At 40.8% G+C, this 24137-nt stretch carries 15 protein-coding genes; 12 read left to right on the forward strand and 3 right to left on the reverse strand.

Translation table 11 applies throughout. The features are described 5' to 3' along the window. Positions 1–8: 8 nt before the first annotated feature. Complete coding sequence (locus ACH8E3_RS02715; RefSeq protein WP_458631060.1) at positions 9–1376, reverse strand: carbohydrate ABC transporter substrate-binding protein; 1368 nt, start codon at positions 1374–1376, stop codon at positions 9–11. Between the two features lie 345 nt (positions 1377–1721). On the opposite strand from ACH8E3_RS02715, the gene ACH8E3_RS02720 reads away from it, so the two are divergent. Beyond that, positions 1722–3107, forward strand: a complete 1386-nt coding sequence (locus ACH8E3_RS02720; protein WP_458631186.1) for a carbohydrate ABC transporter substrate-binding protein — start codon at positions 1722–1724, stop codon at positions 3105–3107. Here the strand turns inward: ACH8E3_RS02720 and ACH8E3_RS02725 are convergent, their stop codons facing one another. Then, positions 3108–4700 carry a response regulator gene (locus tag ACH8E3_RS02725; RefSeq protein ID WP_458631061.1) on the reverse strand — a complete coding sequence of 531 codons (1593 nt, stop codon included), beginning with the start codon at positions 4698–4700 and terminating at the stop codon, positions 3108–3110. It abuts the gene before it with no gap. A gap of 12 nt (positions 4701–4712) precedes the next feature. Beyond that, positions 4713–6461, reverse strand: coding sequence for a sensor histidine kinase (locus tag ACH8E3_RS02730; RefSeq protein WP_458631062.1), 1749 nt, complete (start codon positions 6459–6461; stop codon positions 4713–4715). 274 nt (positions 6462–6735) lie between these two features. On the opposite strand from ACH8E3_RS02730, the gene addB reads away from it, so the two are divergent. The 11 genes from addB (at position 6736) to ACH8E3_RS02785 (ending at position 24006) form a co-directional block, all read left to right on the forward strand. After that, positions 6736–10260, forward strand: a complete 3525-nt coding sequence (gene addB / locus ACH8E3_RS02735) for a helicase-exonuclease AddAB subunit AddB (protein ID WP_458631063.1) — start codon at positions 6736–6738, stop codon at positions 10258–10260. Next, entirely contained in the window at positions 10260–14195 is a 3936-nt protein-coding gene (addA, locus tag ACH8E3_RS02740; protein WP_458631187.1) for a helicase-exonuclease AddAB subunit AddA, read from the forward strand. The genes addB and addA overlap by 1 nt, the downstream gene beginning before the upstream one ends. 22 nt (positions 14196–14217) lie before the next feature. Next, positions 14218–15399 carry an exonuclease SbcCD subunit D gene (locus ACH8E3_RS02745; protein ID WP_458631064.1) on the forward strand — a complete coding sequence of 394 codons (1182 nt, stop codon included), beginning with the start codon at positions 14218–14220 and terminating at the stop codon, positions 15397–15399. After that, positions 15396–18818 carry an AAA family ATPase gene (locus ACH8E3_RS02750; protein ID WP_458631065.1) on the forward strand — a complete coding sequence of 1141 codons (3423 nt, stop codon included), beginning with the start codon at positions 15396–15398 and terminating at the stop codon, positions 18816–18818. The genes ACH8E3_RS02745 and ACH8E3_RS02750 overlap by 4 nt, the downstream gene beginning before the upstream one ends. A 281-nt stretch (positions 18819–19099) precedes the next feature. Beyond that, positions 19100–19576, forward strand: a complete 477-nt coding sequence (locus ACH8E3_RS02755) for a hypothetical protein (RefSeq protein WP_458631066.1) — start codon at positions 19100–19102, stop codon at positions 19574–19576. Between the two features lie 193 nt (positions 19577–19769). Then, positions 19770–20129, forward strand: a complete 360-nt coding sequence (locus ACH8E3_RS02760; RefSeq protein WP_458631067.1) for a histidine triad nucleotide-binding protein — start codon at positions 19770–19772, stop codon at positions 20127–20129. Between the two features lie 139 nt (positions 20130–20268). Next, complete coding sequence (gene rpsU / locus ACH8E3_RS02765) at positions 20269–20442, forward strand: 30S ribosomal protein S21 (RefSeq protein WP_458631068.1); 174 nt, start codon at positions 20269–20271, stop codon at positions 20440–20442. A gap of 15 nt (positions 20443–20457) precedes the next feature. Then, entirely contained in the window at positions 20458–20901 is a 444-nt protein-coding gene (locus tag ACH8E3_RS02770) for a GatB/YqeY domain-containing protein (RefSeq protein ID WP_458631069.1), read from the forward strand. Positions 20902–21036: 135 nt separating this feature from the next. Further along, positions 21037–22407: an NfeD family protein gene (locus tag ACH8E3_RS02775; RefSeq protein ID WP_458631070.1), complete on the forward strand. Its 1371-nt coding sequence runs from the start codon at positions 21037–21039 to the stop codon at positions 22405–22407. Positions 22408–22491: 84 nt separating this feature from the next. Further along, the gene (gene floA, locus ACH8E3_RS02780) at positions 22492–23490 is read left to right on the forward strand and encodes a flotillin-like protein FloA (RefSeq protein WP_458631071.1); all 999 of its coding nucleotides are present in this window, start codon (positions 22492–22494) and stop codon (positions 23488–23490) included. A 21-nt stretch (positions 23491–23511) separates the two neighbouring features. Continuing rightward, positions 23512–24006, forward strand: coding sequence for a hypothetical protein (locus ACH8E3_RS02785; protein ID WP_458631072.1), 495 nt, complete (start codon positions 23512–23514; stop codon positions 24004–24006). The last annotated feature ends 131 nt before the right edge of the window (positions 24007–24137 follow it).

The raw sequence follows: 24137 nt of genomic DNA on the forward strand, positions 1-24137 counted from the left end.
TCTATTATTTATTTCAATGCGCCACGTAGTGCATCACTTGCTTTGGTGATTGATTCAACCCATTGTGCTTGCGTCTTATCTTTTGTTACAAGAGAGTCCACTGCAGCAAATACAGCATCGGAAATGTTAACACCTTCAACAGGATCTGTTGTTGAGAATGCACCCATTGCAGCTTTCGTGCCTGTGTCGTAGATGCTGTAGAACAATTTGTTATCACCATCAAGTTTCTCGGACATTCCTTTAATCGGTTGTACGGCTCCTACTTTAGCGAATATAGAAGCTGCCTCATCTGTGTAAAGGTAGGCAAGAAACTCTTTAGCTAAATCCACATTCTCAGCTTTTGCAGGTACCCAGATTTGTTCAAAGAATGTGTAGGAGTAACGATCACCGCCATCAGTAACTGCTGGTAGGGATGTGAAGCCCCATTTGAAGCCATCTGCACGAGGTGCTTTACTCATCTCACCAACGACCCAAGTTCCGTTCGGCATAAATAGAGCTTTGTTATCCAAAATTAGTTGTTGGTTTTTAGCGAAGTTATCCTTATTACCATTAGCAGGCACTGTCTTTTCTGTGTATGTTGCTAGCTTGCTAATAATATCAAAGGCTTGTGTTGCTTCTGGTGATTGCCAGATCCCCTCTGTATAATTCATTGCTTTGGTGAAGAATTCAGGACCACCAACTTCGTTAAGCAATGCATAGAAGAATGAATCGAAATATCCACTAGTTGGGTATGCGAATAGTGCGATTCCCTCAGCCTTAGCTGTCTCACCTAATGCCCACATTTCATCCCAATTTGTAGGAACTGTCCAACCCTTTTGCTCAAATAATCCAGCGTTGTAGAATAGTCCAGTTGGGCTATAGAACATTGGCATGAGGTAAGTCTTACCATCAGCATATGGATTTGTCATCGTGGTATCTAGAAATCCTGGAATCAGTTTGTCTTGAACAGTAATACTCTCACCAGGAACAGTCATAGATAATACATCCGTAAGATCGGCCAAGTTATTATCTTTAATGAAGGTTTCTGTTAATCCTTTCTTCTGACCTACAGCAAGGTGGATAAGATCAGGGAAATCTCCAGATTTCATGCCGGGTCCAATGACATCTTCTAAGCTTTTGTCGATGGTAGTTTCGACCTTTACATTAGGAGTAGCCTTTTCAAAGCCTGCTACTATTTCTTTCCATACATCGGCACCGTAAGCAGTTTCTAATGCTGCTAATTTCAAAGTGCGAGTCTCCTCTTTTGGCGTTGTAACTTCTGGCGTTGGAGTATCACTAGGTGCAGGACTAGAATTGTTCGTGGTCGTGTTCCCACCGCAAGCAACTAGACTAAATGCTAATGTTGCTGTTAGAGCTAAGCTAAGAATTTTTTTCATTGTAACCCTCCTGTTTTTCTTTGTTTTGTTTATTACGATGGAGATGATGAGTCCCATCTCGCAAATTTAGAATAACGCTTACATTTGATGACTTCAATAGATATAAGAGAGGTAGATAGAATAGTACAAAGACATGCAAAGATTATCAAGTTGTGACTATTAGGCGATGATAGCGTTTACTTATGTGGTATAATAATTATCAATCTTCGCCTTTTGTTATGAACGATGAGGATAATATTGTACATAGATTAGTGTGATTTGATCATGTAAGGTTTCTTTGCCGTTCATTATAGTTGAAGTGTTCTAGGTATAGAATACAAAGTAGGAGTGAGCATAGTGAAGAGAATGATGAGCTTCATCTTACTAGCTGTGATATTAGGATTAAGTTCGATATATATGGGTAAAGGTACAAATTCAAATGAAGTGGTTCAAGCAACAATGTTTAAGAATAATGAATTAAATATAGCGGTATTCCAAGGAGGATATGGATCTGATTATTGGGAGGGAATTGTAAAGGAATTTGAATTATCCCATCCTGGGGTAAAAGTTAACATGACAAAGAGTCCTAGAATAGGAGATGTGGTTAGACCTCAAATCGTGGCAGGCAATCCTCCAGATTTCCTAGTTGTAGTAGATACGGAACAAAGTGATACGATGACCTCGTTAATTAGGGAAAAGGGACTGCTTGATATTAGTGACGTATTTGAAAGTAAAGCACTGGATAAAGATGAAATATTGAAGGATCTGATTCTTCCAGGAATGTTAGAGAGTACGAGGTTCTCACCTTATGGGGATGGCAACATTTATTTGGCCCCATTTAATGCTGGGCCTATGGGCTTAGTGTATAATAAAAAGTTATTTCGAGATAAAGGATGGAAGTTGCCTGAAACGTGGGATGAATTCTTCGCTTTGGGAGAAGAGCTGAAGAAAAAAGAGAATGATTTGATCGACAAGAATGGAAATAGAGTAAAAAGAGCGTTATTTACATATCAAGGCATTTATCCTGAATATTTAGAGGAAATTATGTATCCTTCGTTGGCTAATGCTGGTGGAATAGAATATCTAAATGGCGTTTTTAGTTATGAAGCGGGATCTTTTCAAACGGATGTTGTTAAAAAGGTATTAGATACTTTTGCGAAAATAGGTATGGAAGGATTTCTTATGGATGGATCAGTTGCTTTGAATCATACACAATCACAAACAGACATGATGCTTGGTAAAGCGATATTTATTGTTAATGGAACTTGGATGGAGAATGAAATGACAAATTCACCTCGAGAAGATGGATTTGAATTTGGTATGATTCCTGTACCCGTATTTAACAAGGGAGATGAGCGTTTTATACTATCCAGTTATGAACAGTTTTCTATTCCAGCAAGAGCGAACAATCCGGAACTAGCGAAGGAATTCTTGAAGTTTCTATATACAGATCAATCCATCCAATTATTTGCAGAGAAATCGAATGGTGTATTTGCATTAAAGGGTGCTAAAGAACTGGCTAAACCGTACTTAACACCTGGTGTCTATGAAATGTTTAGTGCGTATGATGGAGCAACTTCGATAATACAAGAATGGAAGGCTACAGCTAAAGGGTCTAAAACGAATATTAAAGATGAATTATTCAGAAATGCAATGACCCCTATTATGACAGGTAAAATGACGACGGAACAATGGATGGTGAATGTTGAGCGAACATTTGCTGAGATACAATCTGAAATGACAATGAAATAATCATTGGATTTGTTGGGCTTTGTATTCCGTAGGTGACATGCCGAAATGTCTTTTGAATAGTCGATTGAAATAGAATTGATCATTGATTCCCACTAAAGAAGATACTTCCTTTATATAGTTCGACCCATTCGTGATAATCTCAGCTGCTTTATTCATTCTTACATTATTGATATAGCTGACAAGACTTGTACCTACTTGTTCCTTGAACATACGACATAAATAGTTTTCGCTGAAATTCGTGTAATTTGAAATCATCTCTAAGGTGATTTTCTCATGATAATGATGCTCTATATAATCTATGACATCTACAACTTCTTTTTTAAATTTAGGAGTGCTAGCTTTATCGTTGTCGAAGCGTAGCAAGTGAAAAGCTTGAATACAGTCCACAGTAAATGATGATATATCTTTACTATGAATTAAATCTTTTTGAATTTTCTCATATTCAACTGGATTATCAATATGTATTTTATTCTCATATAAAGGTATATAGTCTAGACATTTCATCATGAAATCTTTAACAACATGCGGATGGATATGACGTTGTTGGCATTCTTGGAAAAATGCCTTCAGCATATTTTCAATGGAATCTTGATTCGTATCTTTCCAATTCTTAATGATAGAAATAGAGAAGTCAACATAGTTGGTATGAATAAGGTCTTCCTTTAACATGATATCACGGACATAGATCATCGGAAGATATTTATAAAAGTTAATGTTTAGAGCTTCTTTGCAAGCCCAGAATGTGTCTCTCGCAGCTTGATAGCCAGTCAATTCTTCCGAATACACAATGGTTGGTTCGATGGAGATGTACATGCTAATCAATTTGCGGATTTTGTTGATAAAATCTACAGGACTAATCTGATGGTTGTTAAGCTTTTGTGTGGAGATTAAGGCAAGGATACCATTTGTCTCTACTTGAAAAACTTCAATATCATCTGCAGTCTTAATTAAATCAAGAATCATGTTCTCAATAAATGCGACCGAAATTCCAGCTTTTTCAGCATGATCTACAGAATGATCAAGATCAAAAGTAATATAGAATAGATAACTGGGGGTATCCATCATATATAATGAAATCGTTTTATTCTGTAAGTAATGATTGAGATCATAAGAGCTATCTGTAAAGAACTCCTTCAAAAGTGAATTTTTCACACTTTTTAGATTCGTTTGCATGAATTGATCTTTAGCTTCTTGTGCTAGTAATGTATGTTCTTGTTCTTGTAGAAGACCTGCTGTTTTTTGGAGCTGTGAAATAAGATCTCCAGTGGTGATACTAATTTTCAACATGTAGTCAACGGCACCAAGAAGCAAAGCCTCCCTCACCAACTCGTAATCCCCAAAGTTGCTCGCTACAATAATTTTACCACTATAGTTACGGTTGTTTAATTCCTTAATGAATTGAAGACCATCCATATTAGGCATCTTAAGATCAGTGATAATAATATCTGGTTGTAGTTTCTCGACCATCGCTAAGGCTTCGACACCATCAGATGCTGTTCCGCAAATCGGGAAACCAAGATCATCCCAATTAATCATCGTTCTGAGTGCTACCTTTACAATAGGTTCATCATCTACAAGTAGAACATTAAACATGAAGAATACCCCCTAATCTAATCTATCTTGATTCTCGTACGGAATAAGAATGGTACAGCGAGTACCTTTCCCAATAATACTGGTAAGATTCAGACCATATTCATCGCCGTAATAGAGCTTGATTCGTTCATTAACATTGGTTATTCCTATACCAGACAACTTTTTATTATTATCAGAAGCTTTGAATGTCGTTGTATCAAACCCTTTACCGTTGTCTAATATTTCAATATGGATAAATTGATCTCTTCGTTCAACGGTGATTGTAATGATAATGGATCTTCCATGTTCAGATAAGCCATGAATAATAGCATTCTCTGCGACAGGCTGCAGGATGAACTTCGGGATAAGACATTGAAGCAGTTCATCATTGATAGCGTATTCAACTTGGAAACTATCTGCATAACGAATCTTTTGTATTTCAAAATAGTTAGATAAATTGAGAAGCTCTTGTTCAATCGTGATCTCCTCGTTATGATCTAGAATGGTACTGCGAAGTAACTCGGATAGTGAAGTAATACCGTTACTTAATACGGGTACCTGATTAATAATAGCAAGCCAACGTAGCGTGTTCAATGTATTAAATAGAAAGTGTGGATTGATCTGAGATTGAAGCATTTGTAACTCTAACTCACGTTTACGTTTTTGGTCTAGCTTCTGATTATGCATCAGATGTTCAATTTCACCAACCATGCTATTCATTTTCCGTGAGAGGACGCCCATCTCATCTTCTTGCTCATCTTGGATACGAATAGAGAATTCCCCGTTCGATACTTGATTACTAAAATTAATAATTTCCTTTATCGGTTTCACAATACTTGTATTCATGACAGAAATAATGACGATACAGCATATAACAATAAGCAATATAATGACAGACATACTGATGGTTATTTTACTTGTTTCTGAATTGATATAGGAGAAGGGCATCATGGAAATTAGATACCAACCGATTTGTTCGTTATATATGTAAGAAATTTGTTGATCTGTATCATTGACCTGTGTAGAGAAGGAAGATATACCTTGCTCATGCTGCACTTTAATCTTATCGAAAAGATTAGGATCGTTATAAGTAGCACCTAATGGAATGTTTTTATCGTTAGCAGACAATACCGTTCCATCTCTTCCTATAATCATTAACTTAGAGCCTGTCCCAAGATCAACATTGGATAGAATATTATCAGAGAATAAATCGCCATTGATAAATACAAAAGCATAACCAATCTGATTGGAACTGTCATTTAAGGCGTGTATTTTTCTCCCTAATGCGATTGTATCGTAAGAACGGATTGTCTTGACATACGTAAGACCATCATAAGGAGCGTTCGTGTCCACGTTGTTCATGGCCTTATCTAAGGTTTGATTATCAATGGTCACAAATCCAAGTTCATAAAAAAGACGATGAGTAGTATCGAATATACTTACATTTACAGCATGTGAAGGAAATATGGTTCTGAATATTTCATCCATCGCTGTTTCTTTGGCATGATCAAGGTTCTCTTGCTTTGTAAGTCCGTGTAATAATTTATCCTGTACAAATTCATTGGTAGAGATGGACCCAATAAGATATTGATAGTTCTGAAGTTCAGCAAGTAGATTAATGTTGATTAAGCTCAAGGCTTGGTAAGTGGACTTACTCAGCTTGTCGCTGATTGATTCTGAATATAGATGATAAGCATAATACCCAAGGAATAATATAGGGAGAACGGAGACAATCAGGAAAGTTCCGATCAATCTATGCTGTATTTTAAATTTGCGTAACATAGAATGCCCTCCTGTCTATATAAAGCTATTTTAACATAGTGTGCAGGAATATCCTGTATAACTTTATACAATAGATTAAGGTCATTCATAAATCACATAATATCATCTATCCAATGAGGTAGAAATAGATAAATGTCTTGATCTTCAACAGGTAGTATTCATACACATGGATACAAACGTATGTTCTGTGTAATGAAAGATATGATATAATGCTTAAGGACGATTATAATAGAAAGTAATCGGTTAGTTTATAGGATTATGAAGGAGGCATCCCATGTCGGTTCAATTTCTCATTGGACGTTCGGGTAGTGGTAAGACGACGAATATATTACAAGAAATTTCGACTCGTCTAAGCAAGGAGTCACAAGGAAAGCCCATGATCTTGATCGTACCCGAACAGGGCTCTTTTCAAGCTGAGCATGCTTTAGTAACGTCGGGTTCGGTGAGAGGGATTGCGCGCGCGCAGGTGTTAAGTTTCCAACGACTGGCTTATCGTGTAATGCAAGAGACCGGTGGGTCTGCAAGAGTAGGTATTAGTGAAGATGGGAAAAGAATGCTTCTCTATAAGATTCTACAACGACGCAAAGAAGAACTAACATTGTTTGGCCCTTCAGGTGACCAAGTAGGTTTCGTGGGTAGATTGGGCGAACTTTATTCAGAGATGAAACGGTATTGTATAGATGCCGCGAACGTGTCTGAACAACTCTCTGTGATGGTCTCGAATCGATTGGGGACACCGATCTTAAGAGACAAGCTTAGGGATATTGTGACGTTATATCAAGATTTCGAGCGAGAACTATCTCCTTTATATATGGATAATGAAGATTACTTAATGACATTAACGCAAGCCATTCCGAATTCCTCTTTTGTTAAGGAAGCAGATATATGGATTGATGGTTTCCATGGATTCACACCTCAAGAATATATGGTCTTACAGCAATTAATGGCTAACGCTGCTTCGGTAACGATAGCGTTAACCTTAGATAAAGTGTTGCCTAGCGGAATGCTTCCGCAGGAGCTAGATTTATTTCATCCAACTGCGACAACGTATGTGAAGCTAAAAGGCATAGCAGAGGAGCTAGGCATAGAGGTATCAGATCGGTTGTTAAGTCTTGATCAACTTCCAAGATTTGTTGATACGCCCGAGCTTGCCCATCTTGAGCGAGGATTCGATCGTCGTGTTCCCTGGCACGATATACAACATGAGGATCGTGATAAGCCTAAAGGTATATCTATTCATCAGGCGATACATCGACGTGCAGAAGTAGAGGGAGCATTACGGGAAATGACGCGCCTGGTTCGTGATGAAGGCGCTAGGTTCAGAGAAATGGCTATCTTCGTTAGACAATTAGGAGATTATGAATCTATCATAGGTCCTCTTTGCCGCGATAATAATGTTCCGTTCTTTCTCGATCAGAAGCGGAGTGAGTTGCACCATCCCTTAGTAGAATTTATACGGGCCTCCCTTGATATTGTGAAAAGAAAGTGGCGTTACGAAGATGTATTTCGTTTGGTTAAGACAGATTTATTATTGCCATTAGATGGATCCCTTCAGCGTAAAGACATGGACCGTTTAGAGAATTATGTTCTAGCCTGCGGCATTCATGGCTATCGTTGGACGGACGGACGTCCATGGCTAGCCACGCCTAGTCTATCTCTTGAAGGCGACACGAATGTGAGCCGGGAGAAGAAGGGGGAAGAACTGCTAGAACTCATGGAACGCTGTCGTGCCTCGATATGCAGACCGTTGATGGCATTTGAGAATAGATTGAAGAATGCAAAGACTACTCAGGATTTATGTACAGCACTATATTTATTATTAGAAGAATCAGATGTACCGCAAAAGATAGACTTTCTGAGTCAAGAAGCGGTAGAAGTAGGTCGACCAGAGATAGCTAAGGAACATCGACAATTGTGGGGAGCCATCCTAGATTTACTTGATCAGATGGTGGAGTTGATGGGTCATGAAGACATGAGCTTTGATCTGTTTACGGGCATATTAGACACCGGTTTAGCGGAGATGAAGTTAGCCTTAGTTCCCCCATCTATCGATCAGATCTTAATAGGTAATATGGATCGTACTCGGACGAGTGGTGTGAAATATACATTTCTACTGGGCTTTAATGAAGGAATAGTTCCTGCGATTCTACAAGAAGATGGTGTATTGACAGAACAAGAGCGGATTCAGTTAACGGAAGTTGGCATAGAGCTAGCTCCAAGCATCTCGCGCAAACTTCTAGATGAGAGATTCCTGATCTACAATGCTTTAACTTCAGCTAGTCATCATGTATGGATTTCTTACGCTTCTGCGGATGAGGAAGGGAAAGTTCTCTTGCCTTCGGAAGTGGTTCGACATGTGAAGAAGATGTTCCCGTATCTGAAAGAACAACCATTATTAGCGCAACCGTCTGAAGAACAGACAAGTGAAGAACTACTTAGTTATATAACGAATCCGCAACAGACGTTAAGTTATTTGATTGTTGAGCTTCACAAATGGAAACAAGGCAGTGAAATATCTGATTTGTGGTGGGAAGTCTACAATTGGTATATAGATCATGAGCAGTGGCGTGAGCCATTATTGAATTTGTTAGGTTCATTATTTTATGAGAATAAGACAATACCGCTACAACATGTAACAAGTCAGAGGCTGTATGGAACTAAAATTCGAACAAGTGTGTCTAGAATGGAGAGATTTGTAGCTTGTCCATTCTCACACTTTGCTTCGCATGGATTGAAGTTGAAGGAACGCCAAATGTATCGGTTAAAGGCGCCAGATATCGGACAATTATTCCACTCTGCACTTAGCGACATGGCTACACAGTTAAAGAACCGCAACGTCAGCTGGGGGAGTCTAACGGCTGAGGAATGTCGATGGGAAGCGGATATCGCAGTAGATCGTTTGACACCTCTTTTGCAAGGTGAAATCTTACTAAGTTCCAAACGTTACGCATATATTTCAAGAAAACTAAAGAATATTGTTGGAAGAGCTTCGATTATTCTTGGTGAACACGCACGTCGAGGTCATTTTGAACCTATCGGACTTGAACTTGATTTCGGACCTGGCAAAACACTTCCTCCACTGAAATTTCTATTGGAGAATGGTTCAATGATGGAAATTGTAGGGCGAATTGACCGTGTAGATATGGCACAGGGAGAACAAGGAATGATGTTAAGAGTCATTGATTATAAATCCAGTCAGAATGATCTCAAGCTACATGAGGTGTATTATGGCTTATCCCTTCAATTATTAACGTATCTCGACGTATTATTGACATACTCAGAAGAATGGCTTGGACAAGTGGCAATACCCGCAGGCACGTTGTATTTCCACGTACATGATCCATTATTGCAATCCACGAATGCGATGAATGCTGAACAGGCTGCTGATGAATTGCTTAAACGATTTAAAATGAAGGGCTTGTTACTGGCAGATCGAGATGTTGTTGCGCACATGGATGCCACGTTAGAAAAAGGTCATTCTGCGATTCTTCCGGTAGCGTTGAAAGCTGATGGAAGCTTCTACAGCACGGCGGCTGTAGCGAGCAAAGAACAGTGGGGTAGTCTATTGTCATCTGTTCGACAGAATATCGTCAAAATCGGCACACGTATGACTGAAGGCGAGGTTAAGATTGAACCGTATCGTATACAGAATGAGACGGCTTGTACATTCTGTTCTTATAAGCCAGTGTGTCAGTTCGATGAAACAATTGAAGGTAATCACTACAACATCCTTGGTAAGCCAAGTAAAGAACAAGTATGGGAGTTGTTGTCCAAGACGCAAGGAGGGGATACACCGTGATGGGATCAGTTAAGCCTGAAGGCAGTATATGGAGCGACAACCAGTGGAAGGCCATTACACACAGCGGTGACCACATTCTTGTTGCAGCGGCAGCCGGATCAGGGAAGACAGCTGTATTGGTAGAAAGAATTATTCGCAAAATCATGAATGAGGAAGATGGGTTTAGTGTAGATCGACTTCTCGTGGCTACATTCACTAAAGCAGCGGCATCTGAGATGCGTCAACGCATTCGGGAAGCATTGGATAAGGAACTTGAAAAAGAACCTGATAATGCACATTTACGTCGCCAACTTGCGCTACTGGGCAAAGCGTCCATTACGACACTCCATTCATTTTGTATGGAAGTTATACGTCGCTACTACCAATGGATTCCCTTAGATCCAGGATTTCGAATTCTCAACCAGAACGAAGCCGAATTGCTACGTCAGGAGATTCTAGAACAACTTTTTGAGGAGAAGTACGGTCAAGCAGGCGACGAGGGAATCTTTCTCCGTGTTGCTGATTGGTTCAGCGGTGAACGAAGTGATGATGCACTATACTTACTGATTCAGAAGCTATACGACTTCTCGCGAAGTCATTCTTGGCCAGATGATTGGCTAGGACACATGGCATCTCAATTCTTAATCTCAGATATAACAACCCTTGATGATAGTCCTTGGGTTCAGAGTATTGTTAAAGATGCGAAATTATCTATTGCAGGTGCTTCGGGGTTATTACAACAAGCTATAAGCTTGGCCATGTCACCTGGGGGTCCAGCTCCTTATGTAGATAATTTGCGTGATGATTTGGAAATGGTTGAATCTCTTCGAGAATGCCTAGAAGATTTCCCTTGGAATGCACTATACGATGCCTTTCAAACCATTTCATTTGGGAAATTGAAAAGTTGTCGCAAAGATGAGACTGATGCGGACATCCAAGAGCGTGTGAAAGAGCTTAGAGATAATGTTAAGAAGATACTGAATGAACTTAAAAATTCATTATTTGGGCGATCCGCAGATACCTACCTGAACGAACTTCATGATGTTGCGCCAGTGATGAAGGAGTTATCTGAAGTGGTTATTCAATTCGGTCAATTGTATCAAGCGGAGAAGAAATCGCGTGCAGTCGTGGATTTCAGTGATTTGGAACATTATTGTCTACAAATATTAAGACATCCAGATTCCTCTATGGATCAACTTCTCCCGTCTGATGCGGCAATAGAATATGCAAATCATTTCGATGAAGTGTTATTAGATGAATATCAAGATACGAACAATGTTCAGGAAGACATCGTGAGATTAATCTCCAGAGATAAGCCTGGTAATCGTTTCATGGTTGGGGATGTGAAACAAAGTATTTATCGATTTAGACTAGCGGACCCAGGCTTATTCATGGACAAATACAGTAGATATGGTGTCGAAGAGAATGAGGGGACGGTGATCGATCTTGCCCGTAATTTTCGTAGTAGACATCATGTTCTGGATGCGGTTAATGTCATCTTTCGTCAAATCATGAATGAGAATGTTGCCGAGATCAGTTATAACGAACGTGCTGAATTAGTGTACGGTGCTACATTTCAGAATACTTCAGATGGCTTAGATCAATCACCGTATACACCAGAAATGGTGCTGATCGATCGTGAGAATAGTGGAAGATCAAATGAGGAAGAGACATCTGAAGATGAGGATCAATCCTATGTGCAAGAAATCGAATGGGTGGAGATGGAGACAGCCCAACTAGAAGCACGTGCCATCGCTAAGAAGATCAAAGAGATGACAGGTGAAACTGGTGAACCTTTGTTCATCTTCGATAAGGAATCAAAGACCATGCGTCCCGTTGTTCATGGTGACATGGTCATCCTTCTTCGTTCTGCCTATATTTGGGGACCTTTAATTATGGACGAGCTTCGTCAACAAGGGATAGCTTGTGATGGAGAGCAGAATCAAGGGTATTTTCAGGCAACGGAAGTGGAGATCATGATGTCTTTATTGCAGCTAATTGATAATCCACTACAAGATATTCCGCTGGCGAGTGTACTGCGTTCACCTATTGTTGGAATAACGGAGGAAGAATTAGCTCAAGTTCGCTTATGTGCATCAGGATCATTCTATGAAGCAATTATTGCTGCTGCCGAAGTAGCAATGGATGAAGACAGCATAAGACAAGTGCAAGATACCGTAGATCTTCATAAGACAAAGGTCTCTTCTGAACTGAGTGCCCAGTTACGCCAATTCCTTCATAAGTTGGAGAGGTGGCGTAATGAAGCACGTCGTGGCAGCCTGGGAGATTTGATATGGCAACTCTATAAAGAGACAGGCTATATGGATTGGGTAGGTGGGCTTCCTGGGGGAAGACAGCGTCAGAGTAACCTTACGGCACTATATGATCGTGCTGTTCAATATGAACATACGACAGCATCAAGGGGCTTATTTCGCTTCTTAACGTTCATCGCAAGGCTTCGTGATCATGGTTCCGATCTAGGCGCACCAGGCGGATCTGACAAGCAAGAGCATGCCGTGAGAATCATGACGATTCATAAAAGTAAGGGTTTAGAATTTCCAGTTGTATTCATAGCAGGCATTGCGAAGAATTTCAATCAAAAGGATTTAAATCAATCATTTCTAATGCATAAGGAATTAGGTTTTGGTCCCAAATTCGTTGATCATGATATGCGTGTTAGTTATCCAACATTACCTTACCTTGCTATACGCCGCCGTTCACAGCAAGAATTGCTTGCTGAGGAGATGCGCGTTCTATATGTTGGACTAACACGTCCTAAGGAGAAATTAATACTTATAGGAACGACTAAGGATCTTACCAAGAAAATATTATCGTGGACACAGGTCCAGACGCATCAGCCATATATTCTTCCTGATCATGTACTATCAAGAGGGCGTAATTATTTGGATTGGATCGGACCAGCCTTGATCCGACATCGAAACGCAGAAGTGCTAAGACAGATCGGTGGTGTGTCAGAAGCGCCTGCACCAACATTGAGTGACGACCCTTCCGTGTGGGCAATATCGATTCTAAAAGCCGATGAATTGTCTCAACCATTCATAGTGGACTTAGATGAGAAAGAAGTCTCCTTGAACCGTGAGCAGAAGATACAAGCTATGTTAGCACATGACTTAATCTCTTTATCAGCTATTGAGAATAGAGAAGGATCAGATGAAGCGAAGATGGATAGTAGACTTGCGTGGACATACCCACATGCTGTCGCTAGTACACTGGCAGCTAAAACATCCGTAACAGAGATGAAGAAGATTCTTTCTCTACAGGAATTGCCGTCTGTGGATTGGGTAGAGGAGAAGATGGCTGTGCAACAAGCAACATTGCAACTTCGAAGACCTAAGTTTATGGAGAACAAAAGTATGAGTGCTACTGAACGGGGAACCGTTTACCATACGATTATGCAACATATTCCACTTGATCTTGGTGAAGTCGATTCCAAGATTGTTGAAGAAACACTTCAGCTATTGGCTGATCTACAGATTATTACGAAAGAACAGTCGAGTTTAATAGATGCGCAAGAGATAGCGAGATTGTTCCTTAGTGATATTGGTTCAAGACTACTTCACGCCGATTGGGTGGAACGGGAAATGCCGTTCAGTTATGCACTTTCTGCGACCGAAGCCTATCAAGGGCTAAATGTCATAAAGAATCTAACGGACTCTGATAATAGAGAAGCATCCGTTGATGTAAGCCAGTTGGAACAAGAAACGGTGTTAATCCAAGGGGTTGTGGATTGTATTTTTAGAGATAACGGGAAGTTAATTCTTATAGATTACAAAACGGATCGTGTGCTAGAAGAACGTGGTGGCGTACAGGCCTTAGTCGAGCAGTATCGCTTCCAGTTAGAACTATATAGTCAGGCATTGGAAGATATCATGGGCGAACCGCTACATGAGTTGTGGCTGTACTTCTTCGATGGTGCGCATTGGGCTAAATTATAAGCAAGATGAGAGGAGGGATAACATGCGTATATTGCATACAGGTGATTGGCATTTTGGCCGTACATTGGAAGGGCGTAGTCGCTTGAAAGAGCAAGAGGATTTCGTAGATGAATTGGTAAGAATGGCGGATGAACAGCAGGCAGATCTCATCTTGATGGCCGGGGATGTGTATGATTCTGTTAATCCACCAGCTGCGGCAGAGCAATTGTTCTATGAAGCTGCAGCAAGATTAAGTGCGAATGGTCGACCACTTGTTATTATAGCAGGTAATCATGATCAACCAGAGCGAGTATCGTCCGTATCACCGTTAGTATCGCGTCAAGGTATTACATTGGTTGGACTTCCAAGTGCTAATGCTATAACTGTTCATTCCACTCGAACGGGAGAAGTGGCTAAGATCGCCGCGCTTCCTTATCCATCTGAAGCTCGTTTGAACGAATTGTTAATAACCGAAGGAAATGAAGATGATTTGCGTCATGCTTATAGTGCTCGTGTTGGCCAACTTATGGGTATGTTAGCGCGAGAATTCACACCTCAAACCATTAACATAGCCATGAGCCATATTTATGTCTTAGGGGGAGTCGAATCAGATTCAGAGCGGCCTATTCAGGTTGGTGGAGCATACACCGTTGATCCATCCTCGCTATCCATAGGTGCGCAATATACAGCTCTTGGACATCTTCATAGGGCACAAGCGGTTAAAGGTGACGGGATGATTCGCTATAGTGGATCGCCACTTGCATATAGCTTCTCTGAAGCGGGTCAAGCGAAATCGGTGACGATGCTAGATATATCCCCTGGAGAACAGCCGGTACTTACAGAATTATTCCTATCTTGTGGTCGACCTTTAGTGCGCTGGAAGGCAAAGGGAGGTTTGGAAGAAGTATACCGTTGGTTGGATGAGGATCTAGATGCGCGTGCTTTTATCGATCTGGAAATATCATTAACCGATGCCTTATCTCTGGGCGAGATTCAAAGATTACGGAAGAGTCGCGAAGGATTGGTACATATCCGTCCCATCTATCCAGAAATGGAAACGATGGAGTTAGAGATTGAGCGGTCACGCTTACCATTACATGAAATATTCCGTAAGTTCTATCAACGACAAACAGGTGGCGCAGAGCCTGATGATGGACTTGTACAATTGTTCCTCGAACTTGTGGTTGAGAATAATACCGTTTCGGAAGAAGGAGATGCCTCATGAAGCCGATCACGCTAAAGCTATCTGGTCTACAAAGTTATCGTGAAATGCAACAAATTGATTTCGATGACCTAACACAGATGGGGTTGTTCGGTATCTTTGGTCCGACAGGCAGTGGTAAATCAACTTTGCTTGACGCCATTACATTATCGTTGTACGGGAAAGTGGAAAGAGCAGTTAATGGTACACAAGGAATTATGAATCATTCAGAAGATGCATTATTTGTATCTTTTACATTTGAATTGATGTCATCTGAGGGTGCACAACAATATCGAGTTGAACGTCGATTTAAGCGAGTGAATGAATTATCCATTAGTAATACGATCAGTCGATTCATTGAAGTTACTCCTGAGGGAGATGTCGTTATGGCAGATAAGCTAGCTGAAGTGACGCGGTGTGTAGAAGAGAAGATTGGACTGAAGATGGATGACTTCACACGCGCAGTTGTGCTACCACAAGGCAAATTTGCCGAGTTCCTAGCATTAAAGGGTACGGAAAGAAGACAAATGTTGCAACGGCTATTTCATCTAGAGCAATACGGGGATCAATTAGGTCAGAAACTGAGTCGACGGGTCAAAGAGAATGAAGCCATGCTTCGAAATATTGAAGCCGAGCAGCAAGGACTGGGGAATGCCAGTAAAGATGCGCTAGAACAAACTCAGAACCGGCGTGCTGAGGCGGTCGTTCATGCAGAAACTTCTCGTCTTAGACTACAAGAGATGAGTATGCAAGCGGAGCGGTTGATGAAAGTATGGGAATGGCAAATGGAACGTGATCTCAGACACGAACAATTATTGCAGCTGGCGTCTTTCGAGAATGAAGTGAAAGTATTAGAGGATAGGTTGTCTAAGGCAAGCGTTGCGCAGCAGTTATTACCAATACTCACTCAGATGAAAGAGAATAAAGAAGCATATCTGAGCCGTGAGTCAAGTGCTATACGGTTACGGACGAAGCAACAAGAAGCGGAACAAGTTTCACTTTGTGCTATAGAAGTCGATGATGCTGCGAAATTAAAAGGATCGATAGAAGAACCTAAGTTGCTAACTAGACAAGATCAATTGGAACAAGCGGTGAAGCTGCAACAGGAACGTGATACACTGCGCAATGAGTGTCATAACTTAGATGTTATGAGAACGAATGCTTCACGATCGAGATCTGATCTACAGGAACAACTTCTGAAAGAAAAGGAACTCCTATCGAAAGGTCAAAAGAAACAAGCTGAATTGCAACTAAGCTTAAAATCATTAGAGACGCGATCACAAGATCGAGCGCTGATTCATCAAGCCATACAGCGTAAACATGTTATCCAATCGAGTGAAGAGCAACATCAAATGATCTCGAAAGAATATGAAATACAGGTTCATACGCTCGCTGAAATGAGTTCCAAGTTACGTAAATCCGAACAGGATGTATTGAAGAACAAGCATCAACATACGCATCTTATGGATCAAATAACTTCTCATATAGATATGCTCCATGAACAGTATAAGTGGATTAATCAGGAGATAAGCAGATTGTGCTCAGACGAGCGAGAAGTCACCACTCAGATCGTTGAACTTGAGACGCATGAACTATCCGTAAGATTGGTTACACAGCTACACGATGGACACCCTTGCCCTGTGTGTGGTTCTGAACAACATCCACATCCGGTCGTCATGATGAATGATGGTGAGGAACTAGTAAGATTGAAGGAACAAAAGGTGGTTCTTCAACAGATAGATACGAAGCTTCAAGACGATCGCTTAGAAATTCGCCAGCTCTTGTTAGAAACTCGAACAATGATGGAACAAGTAGGGGCACCGTTACCAGATGAATATGACTTGCTGACAATGGAAGTTCCGGAACTATCCAAGAGTAGTAATCAAGAAATCACGGTATTCTCTGAACAGCTGTGGGGCGATAAGGTCCGCCAGTTGAAAGAGACATTGCAAGAATGCAAGCGTAAGACTACAACTCTGAAGCAAGATATTATCTTGATGAAAGAGAATGATATTAAGCGTCAACAGCAACATATGAAATATATGGCTGACATAGATGCTCTAAAGAATATTCACGCGGAAACAACTAAGAAACTTGAACGCATAAGTGAAGATTTATCAAAGTTACTAGCGGATTGGCAGGAACAATATCCCGATCTCCCAATGTTAGAATTGGAAAAGAGATTTGAATGGATGCAGAAAAAGGATGCTGAAGTTGAAACCATCAAGGAGCGTATTGAAATCAGTATTCCTTTTATAGATCAAAAGGGAGAAATGGTACGGTCAATTGAACAGCAAATCAGTGAATTAGACAAGAGTTATATTCAATGGAATACGCAGTGGGAAGGTAAGCATGAACAACTGATGCAACAAGAAGAGAGACTCTTTACTTTAGTAGGAAAGAATTCGGCTGAAGGCTTACTCGAGGAATGTGTTCAGCAATTAGCTGTATTAAGACAAGCATCAGAACAATCCTCTCAAGCAAGACGCAATGCGGAAGAAAAGAAGCATGAAGCAATCAAAGATGCTGTTATAGCACAGCAAGCACTTGATTCGGCTGTCGAGCATTATAAAGCTGCATTAACACGTTGGGAGCAAATGTTAGCTCAATCTATTTTATCAAGTGCTGAAGAAGTGATGGGATGTTGTATTCATCCCGAAGAAGAGAAGAAATATACGGAGAAGATCACAGCACACCGTGACCAAGAAAGGGAAGTGAAGCTACAGCTTGCCCATGTCGTCGATAGGCTGTCAGGACAATCATTATCACTAGAAGATTGGGAGATATGTAAAACATCATTGGAAGAAAGTAGACAAGCCGACGAAGCTGCTCTTCAATTAAAAGCTAGAGCAGAACGTGATTTGGAAGATGTCATTACTCGACATTCTAGATGGATGGAATTAGAGAAAGAACGTACAGAAGGACAGATGAATGGAGATCAACTCTCCAAACTGCAGTCGTGTTTGCGAGGCAATGCGTTTGTGGAATATATTGCAGAAGAACAGTTGATGCAAGTGAGTCAGGCTGCTTCACAGCGACTTCTATTCCTCACCAGACAACGTTATGCGCTAGAAGTGGACTCAGCAGGGGGATTTGTTATTCGCGATGATGCGAACGGCGGGATACGCCGTCCTGTGTCGACATTATCCGGTGGAGAGACATTTCTAACATCACTCTCCTTAGCTCTTGCCTTGTCCGCCCAAATCCAACTGCGTGGTCAATATCCTTTACAATTCTTCTTCTTGGATGAGGGGTTTGGAACACTAGATCCAGAGCTCCTTGAAATGGTGATCACATCGTTAGAACGGCTTCATAACGATCATTTATCCGTGGGAATTATTAGTCATGTACCCGAACTTAGAGCGCGATTGCCGCGTAAACTGGTCGTTCTTCCAGCGGAGAATGCAGGGGCTGGTTCACGATTAGTAGTGGAAAATATGTAAAACAACAATAAATGTGATACTCGTCACAGTAACAGATACATCGTGTTGTTATAATACAGTTAATAACCGACATCTCTTAAGAAGTACCTCGGCGGACTTATGGAATGGAATAATTCCTTAACATAGGTCCGGACGTTAAGCAGCTTATACAAGCTGACTAGGTGCTTCTTCTTTTTTTTGTCTTTTTGTTAGAAATGATTAAATAATAATATAAGTATCCATTCGCCTAGACTTGAATATGATGACAGTAGATCATGGAATATTTAGGAGGAATAGAGCGGATGGAAAAAGTAGACCCTAAACAAACTTGTCATCAACACATGCATCGTTATGTGAGAGTAATGATTGTGGATGGAAGAACATTTGATGGATTTATTGAGCATGTAGACGATGAACAACTGTATTTAGCTGTACCTGTAGGTCATGAAATGAATCATGAATCGATGGAGAACATTTCGCCCTTGGCAGGTTATAGTAACGAGCCTAATGTACAACCCGCCAGTTATGGACCAGAGCATGGTTATGGCAACGGAAGTGCTCAGTCATGTGGCTGTGGAGGCCAATCTTGGGCTTCTGGCGGTTATCCGGGCTTGGATTCAAGAGCATTTATCCCCGGATATTACCCTGCACCAGCACCTGGACCTGGCTATGGGTATGGACCTGGATATGGGTACAATCCATATGGTAGACGAAGATTTAATCGTGTAGTTCTACCGTTAGCATTGCTTGGCACGCTGGCTTTATTACCTTATTTCTGATTATTCATATGATAACTACAGGGTACCTCAATGATCACAATTGTGATGATTAGGGTACCTTTTGTATTACATTGGGTTTTTGCGGATGGCGTTGCTCTTGAGTGATTGGCAAGAGATGTTAACGCATGGTATATTTAAAGTTGGACAAGGCATGATGATGTCTGGCTCTCCATATTAGAAAGGGGTGAATGTAGTGGATTGTTTATTTTGTAAAATAGTCGAGGGTAGCATTCCTTCGAACAAAGTATTTGAGAACGACAATATATTTGTGTTTCACGATATTACACCAGCAGCACCGACACATGTACTTATCATCCCTAAAAAACATATCCCGTCCATGAATGAAGTTCTTATGGAGGATCTTCCACTAATTGGTGAAATGCATCAAGTTGCACAACAAGTAGCAGAAGAACTAGGTATTTCTAATACGGGTTATAGACTTATAAATAACTGTGGTTCTGATGGGGAACAATCGGTACACCATCTACATTATCATTTGCTCGGTGGAGCGAGATTAGGGGCTTTAACGGGTATTTCTAAATCTCATCAGTAATGTCATTCCATGTCGTGATTGGAATTTTTTCATGAAATAAAGTTGGAAGGTTGACACCCTATTTCACTTTCACCTATAATAAATGTTGATGAACCGTGTTATTACTCTTGGACGGTCTGGTCGGAGGGAGGGAAAACTGGTGTCTGAAACGAAAGTTCGTAAGAATGAGACAATCGAGGCTGCACTTCGTCGCTTTAAACGTTCCATCGCTAAAGATGGCGTATTAGCTGAGGTGAAGAAACGTAAGCATTTTGAAAAACCAAGCGTGAAACGCAAGCTAAAGTCTGAGGCTGCTCGTAAGAGAAAGTTCTAGGAGGATTTAACATATATGAATCTTAGCGAGCGATTGAACGAAGACATGAAACAAGCAATGAGAAGTCGCGACAAATTCAAACTATCTACTATTAGAATGATTCGTTCGACAATCATGAATCTTGAAATAGATCTAAAAAGAACTTTGGATGATTCCGAAGTGCTTGATATCTTAGGTCGTGAAATCAAACAGCGCAAAGATGCCCTCCAAGAATTTGAAAAAGCAGGCCGCGACGATCTTGTCGCAAGTGCTAAGGCAGAAATCGAGATAGTCGGCCAGTATCTTCCCACACAGCTATCTGAAGAGGAAATTAAAGTTATTGTACAGCAGACCATCCATGAAACCGGTGCTTCTTCGAAAGCCGAGATGGGGAAGTTGATGAGTGCCCTAATGCCCAAGGTAAAGGGACTCGCTGACGGCAAACTCGTGAATCAAGTGGTTCAACAATTTCTGCAATAAACATACAAGAACATCCCTTTTATTTGGGGGTGTTTTTTTGTTGGAACCAGATGCACATATATACGTAATAACTAAGATAGTTGGTTACACTGAAATGAATAGAGATAATCATGAACTGAGGGGGGAGGATGGGCAATGAAGTTGATAAAGAAGATTGGTTTTTCTTTGGTTTTAACTTTATTACTTGTAGGACAACTGATTCCAGTGTTCGGAGAAGTTGTTCATGCAACAGCAGTAACTTCAAAAGATAGCAGTAACCATGGTAGTGTATACGTTATCCCTGTCGATCAGAATATCGAACGAGGATTACAAAAGTTCATGGAACGCGGATTTATGGAAGCCAAGAGCATGAATGCATCTCTGATTGTACTTGAGATCAATACACCGGGTGGACGCATTGACGCAGCAGAAGAGATAGGGACATTGATTCGCGATAGTGAAATTAAGACGGTAGCGTATATTCGTGGCAATGCTGCTTCAGCTGGAAGTTATATTGCGTTGAATGCAGATGCTATTATGATGGCTCCAGGAAGTATGATTGGTGCTGCTGCATTAGTGGATGGTACAGGCAAACATGTTGAAGATCCGAAGCTGGTGTCTTTTTGGAAGTCCAAAATGGGTAGTGCCGCTGAGATCAACGGTCGTAATCGCAAGATTGCGGAAGGTATGTCAGACGTAAATATGACTGTAGAAATGCCAGAAATCGATTATACAAAAAAGGCCGGAGAAATTATATCGCTTACCAGTGATCAGGCATTAAAAGTAGGTTATTCAGAGAATACAGCCAAAACAGTGGATGAAGTCATCACATTTATGGATTATTCAACAGATGATGTGTTCCGTGTTGAACATACAGCGTCTGAGAAATTAGCTGAATTTCTAACGAGTCGTATTGTCATGACATTACTATTGTTTATGGGAATCGCTGGTGTTGTCATTGAATTGATCGTTCCTGGCTTTGGTATTCCTGGTATTCTAGGAATCTTAGGCTTTACGCTCTATTTCTTTGGTAATTATGTAGCAGGTTTCGCCGGCTCGGAGACATGGATCCTCTTTATTGCGGGTATCTTGTTCCTAGTGCTTGAATTGTTTATTCCAAGCTTTGGTATACTAGGATTATTAGGTTCAATAAGTCTTATTGTTGGAGTAGTGCGCGCGGCATACAGTACTTCACACGTAGCGTTGTCGTTAGGTATTGCTATTGTGTGTGCGATCATCGCCATTATCGCGGTAGCTATGATCTTTAAGAAACGTGGAATATGGCACAGATTCATTCTCAGTGATACGTTGTCAAAAGAGAATGGATTTATACCTACAGCAAGTAAGGATACTTTGCTTGGGAAAGAAGGTATCAGCGTGACCACCCTTCGACCAAGTGGAACGATCCTTGTGGACGGTGAACGGGTTGATGTCGTAACCGAAGGACAATTTATCGCTGTAAATACAAAGATTCATATCGTAAAAGTAGAAGGATCTCGTATTGTTGTTGAATCTGTTGTAGAGTAGAAGGATAGTGTTTTATTTGGAAGCCATATCACAACAATATGTATTCGATGTGATAAATATTGATTTATGGAGGATAACAAATTTATGGACCCAACAATGATTTCTGTGCTTTTGATTGCTGTAGTTATTATTATCTTACTTAGTGTGTTTTTTAGCTTTTTCCCAATTATGCTATGGATTGCTGCACTATCTTCGGGTGTGCGCATAGGCATCATCACACTTGTTGCTATGAGACTTCGTCGTGTAACGCCGAGTAGAATTGTCAATCCGATGATTAAGGCTACGAAAGCCGGTCTAGGACTTGATATAAACCTACTTGAAAGCCATTATCTTGCAGGTGGTAATGTCGACCGTGTTATTAATGCACTAATTGCTGCACAACGTGCGAATATTCCTTTGGAATTCGAACGCGCAGCTGCTATTGATCTAGCGGGTCGTGATGTGCTCCAAGCGGTTCAGATGAGTGTTAATCCACGTGTTATTGAGACCCCTGTTGTTGCAGCGGTAGCTAGAAACGGGATTGAAGTGAAAGTTAAAGCTAAAGTTACCGTACGAGCAAATATTGATCGTCTGGTTGGTGGTGCGGGTGAAGAGACGATTATTGCTCGTGTTGGTGAAGGTATTGTAACTACCGTTGGTTCGAGTGATTCTCATAAGAATGTATTAGAAAATCCGGATATGATTTCACGGACCGTTCTTGCAAAAGGTCTGGATTCAGGGACGGCATTTGAAATCTTATCTATAGACATCGCGGATATAGATATTGGTAAGAACATTGGTGCTTACTTGCAAACAGAACAAGCAGAAGCAGATAAGCGAATTGCTCAAGCTAAGGCGGAAGAACGTCGTGCAATGGCAGTAGCGCAAGAACAAGAGATGAAAGCTCGCGTAATTGAGATGAGAGCGAAGGTTGTAGAAGCTGAATCAGACGTACCACTGGCCATGGCAGAGGCGTTCCGTGCTGGGCAGCTTGGTGTAATGGATTATATGAACTTTAAGAATGTCGAGGCAGATACTCAGATGAGAGGATCTATTGGTAAAATGGGGGATGGTGGAGATATCTCTGGTACTCCCAAAAAATAATAAGTAGGGAATGATGTACCTATGAATATCATTTGGATCTTAGTCATTGCATTTGGTGTCATTTCTTCGATTATGAATAAAGGGAATAGTAAAGCGAAGGGTACCCCAAGAAATATGCCTACATTTGGTGGTGAAGATGAACGTACGTCTCACCCCAGTGAGATGAGAGAATATGATAACGATACGAACAGGGAACAACTCGATCGATTCCCATATGAAGAGGAACAATCCTCCCATCAAGACTATAAATCAGAGACGAATACCTATGAAGTGTCTAGGGATATTCCTGATCATAGACATGTAGGAATGCAAGAAGATATTCAACGTATGAATGCTAACTTGGATCGGATTTCTGATGAAAAGCCGAATGAGTGGGATGCTTATGCTTCCGCTGACAAGGAAATGGTAGAATCTAATGCTCAAGGTTTAGCAAATCATGCGGTCAATGGATTGATATGGTCTGAAATATTAGGATCACCACGATCCAAAAAGGCATTCGTAAGACGAAGACTTTAGAATAACTGAATTCTAATCATTAGATAGGATGCCTATAACCGTGAATAACGGTTATAGGCATCCTTTTTTGTATGAAAACATACATATACATAACTAGCTTCACACCCTATCAACGCAAGCGAGCGGTTAGC

Source organism: Paenibacillus sp. CMAA1364 (assembly GCF_054373195.1).

Bases quoted from the DNA above. Each gene is read 5' to 3' on its own strand.
- ACH8E3_RS02715 (WP_458631060.1), bottom strand. From the start codon at position 1,376: ATGAAAAAAATTCTTAGCTTAGCTCTAACAGCAACATTAGCATTTAGT.
- ACH8E3_RS02720 (WP_458631186.1), top strand. From the start codon at position 1,722: ATGATGAGCTTCATCTTACTAGCTGTGATATTAGGATTAAGTTCGATA.
- ACH8E3_RS02725 (WP_458631061.1), bottom strand. From the start codon at position 4,700: ATGTTTAATGTTCTACTTGTAGATGATGAACCTATTGTAAAGGTAGCA.
- ACH8E3_RS02730 (WP_458631062.1), bottom strand. From the start codon at position 6,461: ATGTTACGCAAATTTAAAATACAGCATAGATTGATCGGAACTTTCCTG.
- addB (WP_458631063.1), top strand. From the start codon at position 6,736: ATGTCGGTTCAATTTCTCATTGGACGTTCGGGTAGTGGTAAGACGACG.
- addA (WP_458631187.1), top strand. From the start codon at position 10,260: ATGGGATCAGTTAAGCCTGAAGGCAGTATATGGAGCGACAACCAGTGG.
- ACH8E3_RS02745 (WP_458631064.1), top strand. From the start codon at position 14,218: ATGCGTATATTGCATACAGGTGATTGGCATTTTGGCCGTACATTGGAA.
- ACH8E3_RS02750 (WP_458631065.1), top strand. From the start codon at position 15,396: ATGAAGCCGATCACGCTAAAGCTATCTGGTCTACAAAGTTATCGTGAA.
- ACH8E3_RS02755 (WP_458631066.1), top strand. From the start codon at position 19,100: ATGGAAAAAGTAGACCCTAAACAAACTTGTCATCAACACATGCATCGT.
- ACH8E3_RS02770 (WP_458631069.1), top strand. From the start codon at position 20,458: ATGAATCTTAGCGAGCGATTGAACGAAGACATGAAACAAGCAATGAGA.
- ACH8E3_RS02775 (WP_458631070.1), top strand. From the start codon at position 21,037: ATGAAGTTGATAAAGAAGATTGGTTTTTCTTTGGTTTTAACTTTATTA.
- floA (WP_458631071.1), top strand. From the start codon at position 22,492: ATGGACCCAACAATGATTTCTGTGCTTTTGATTGCTGTAGTTATTATT.
- ACH8E3_RS02785 (WP_458631072.1), top strand. From the start codon at position 23,512: ATGAATATCATTTGGATCTTAGTCATTGCATTTGGTGTCATTTCTTCG.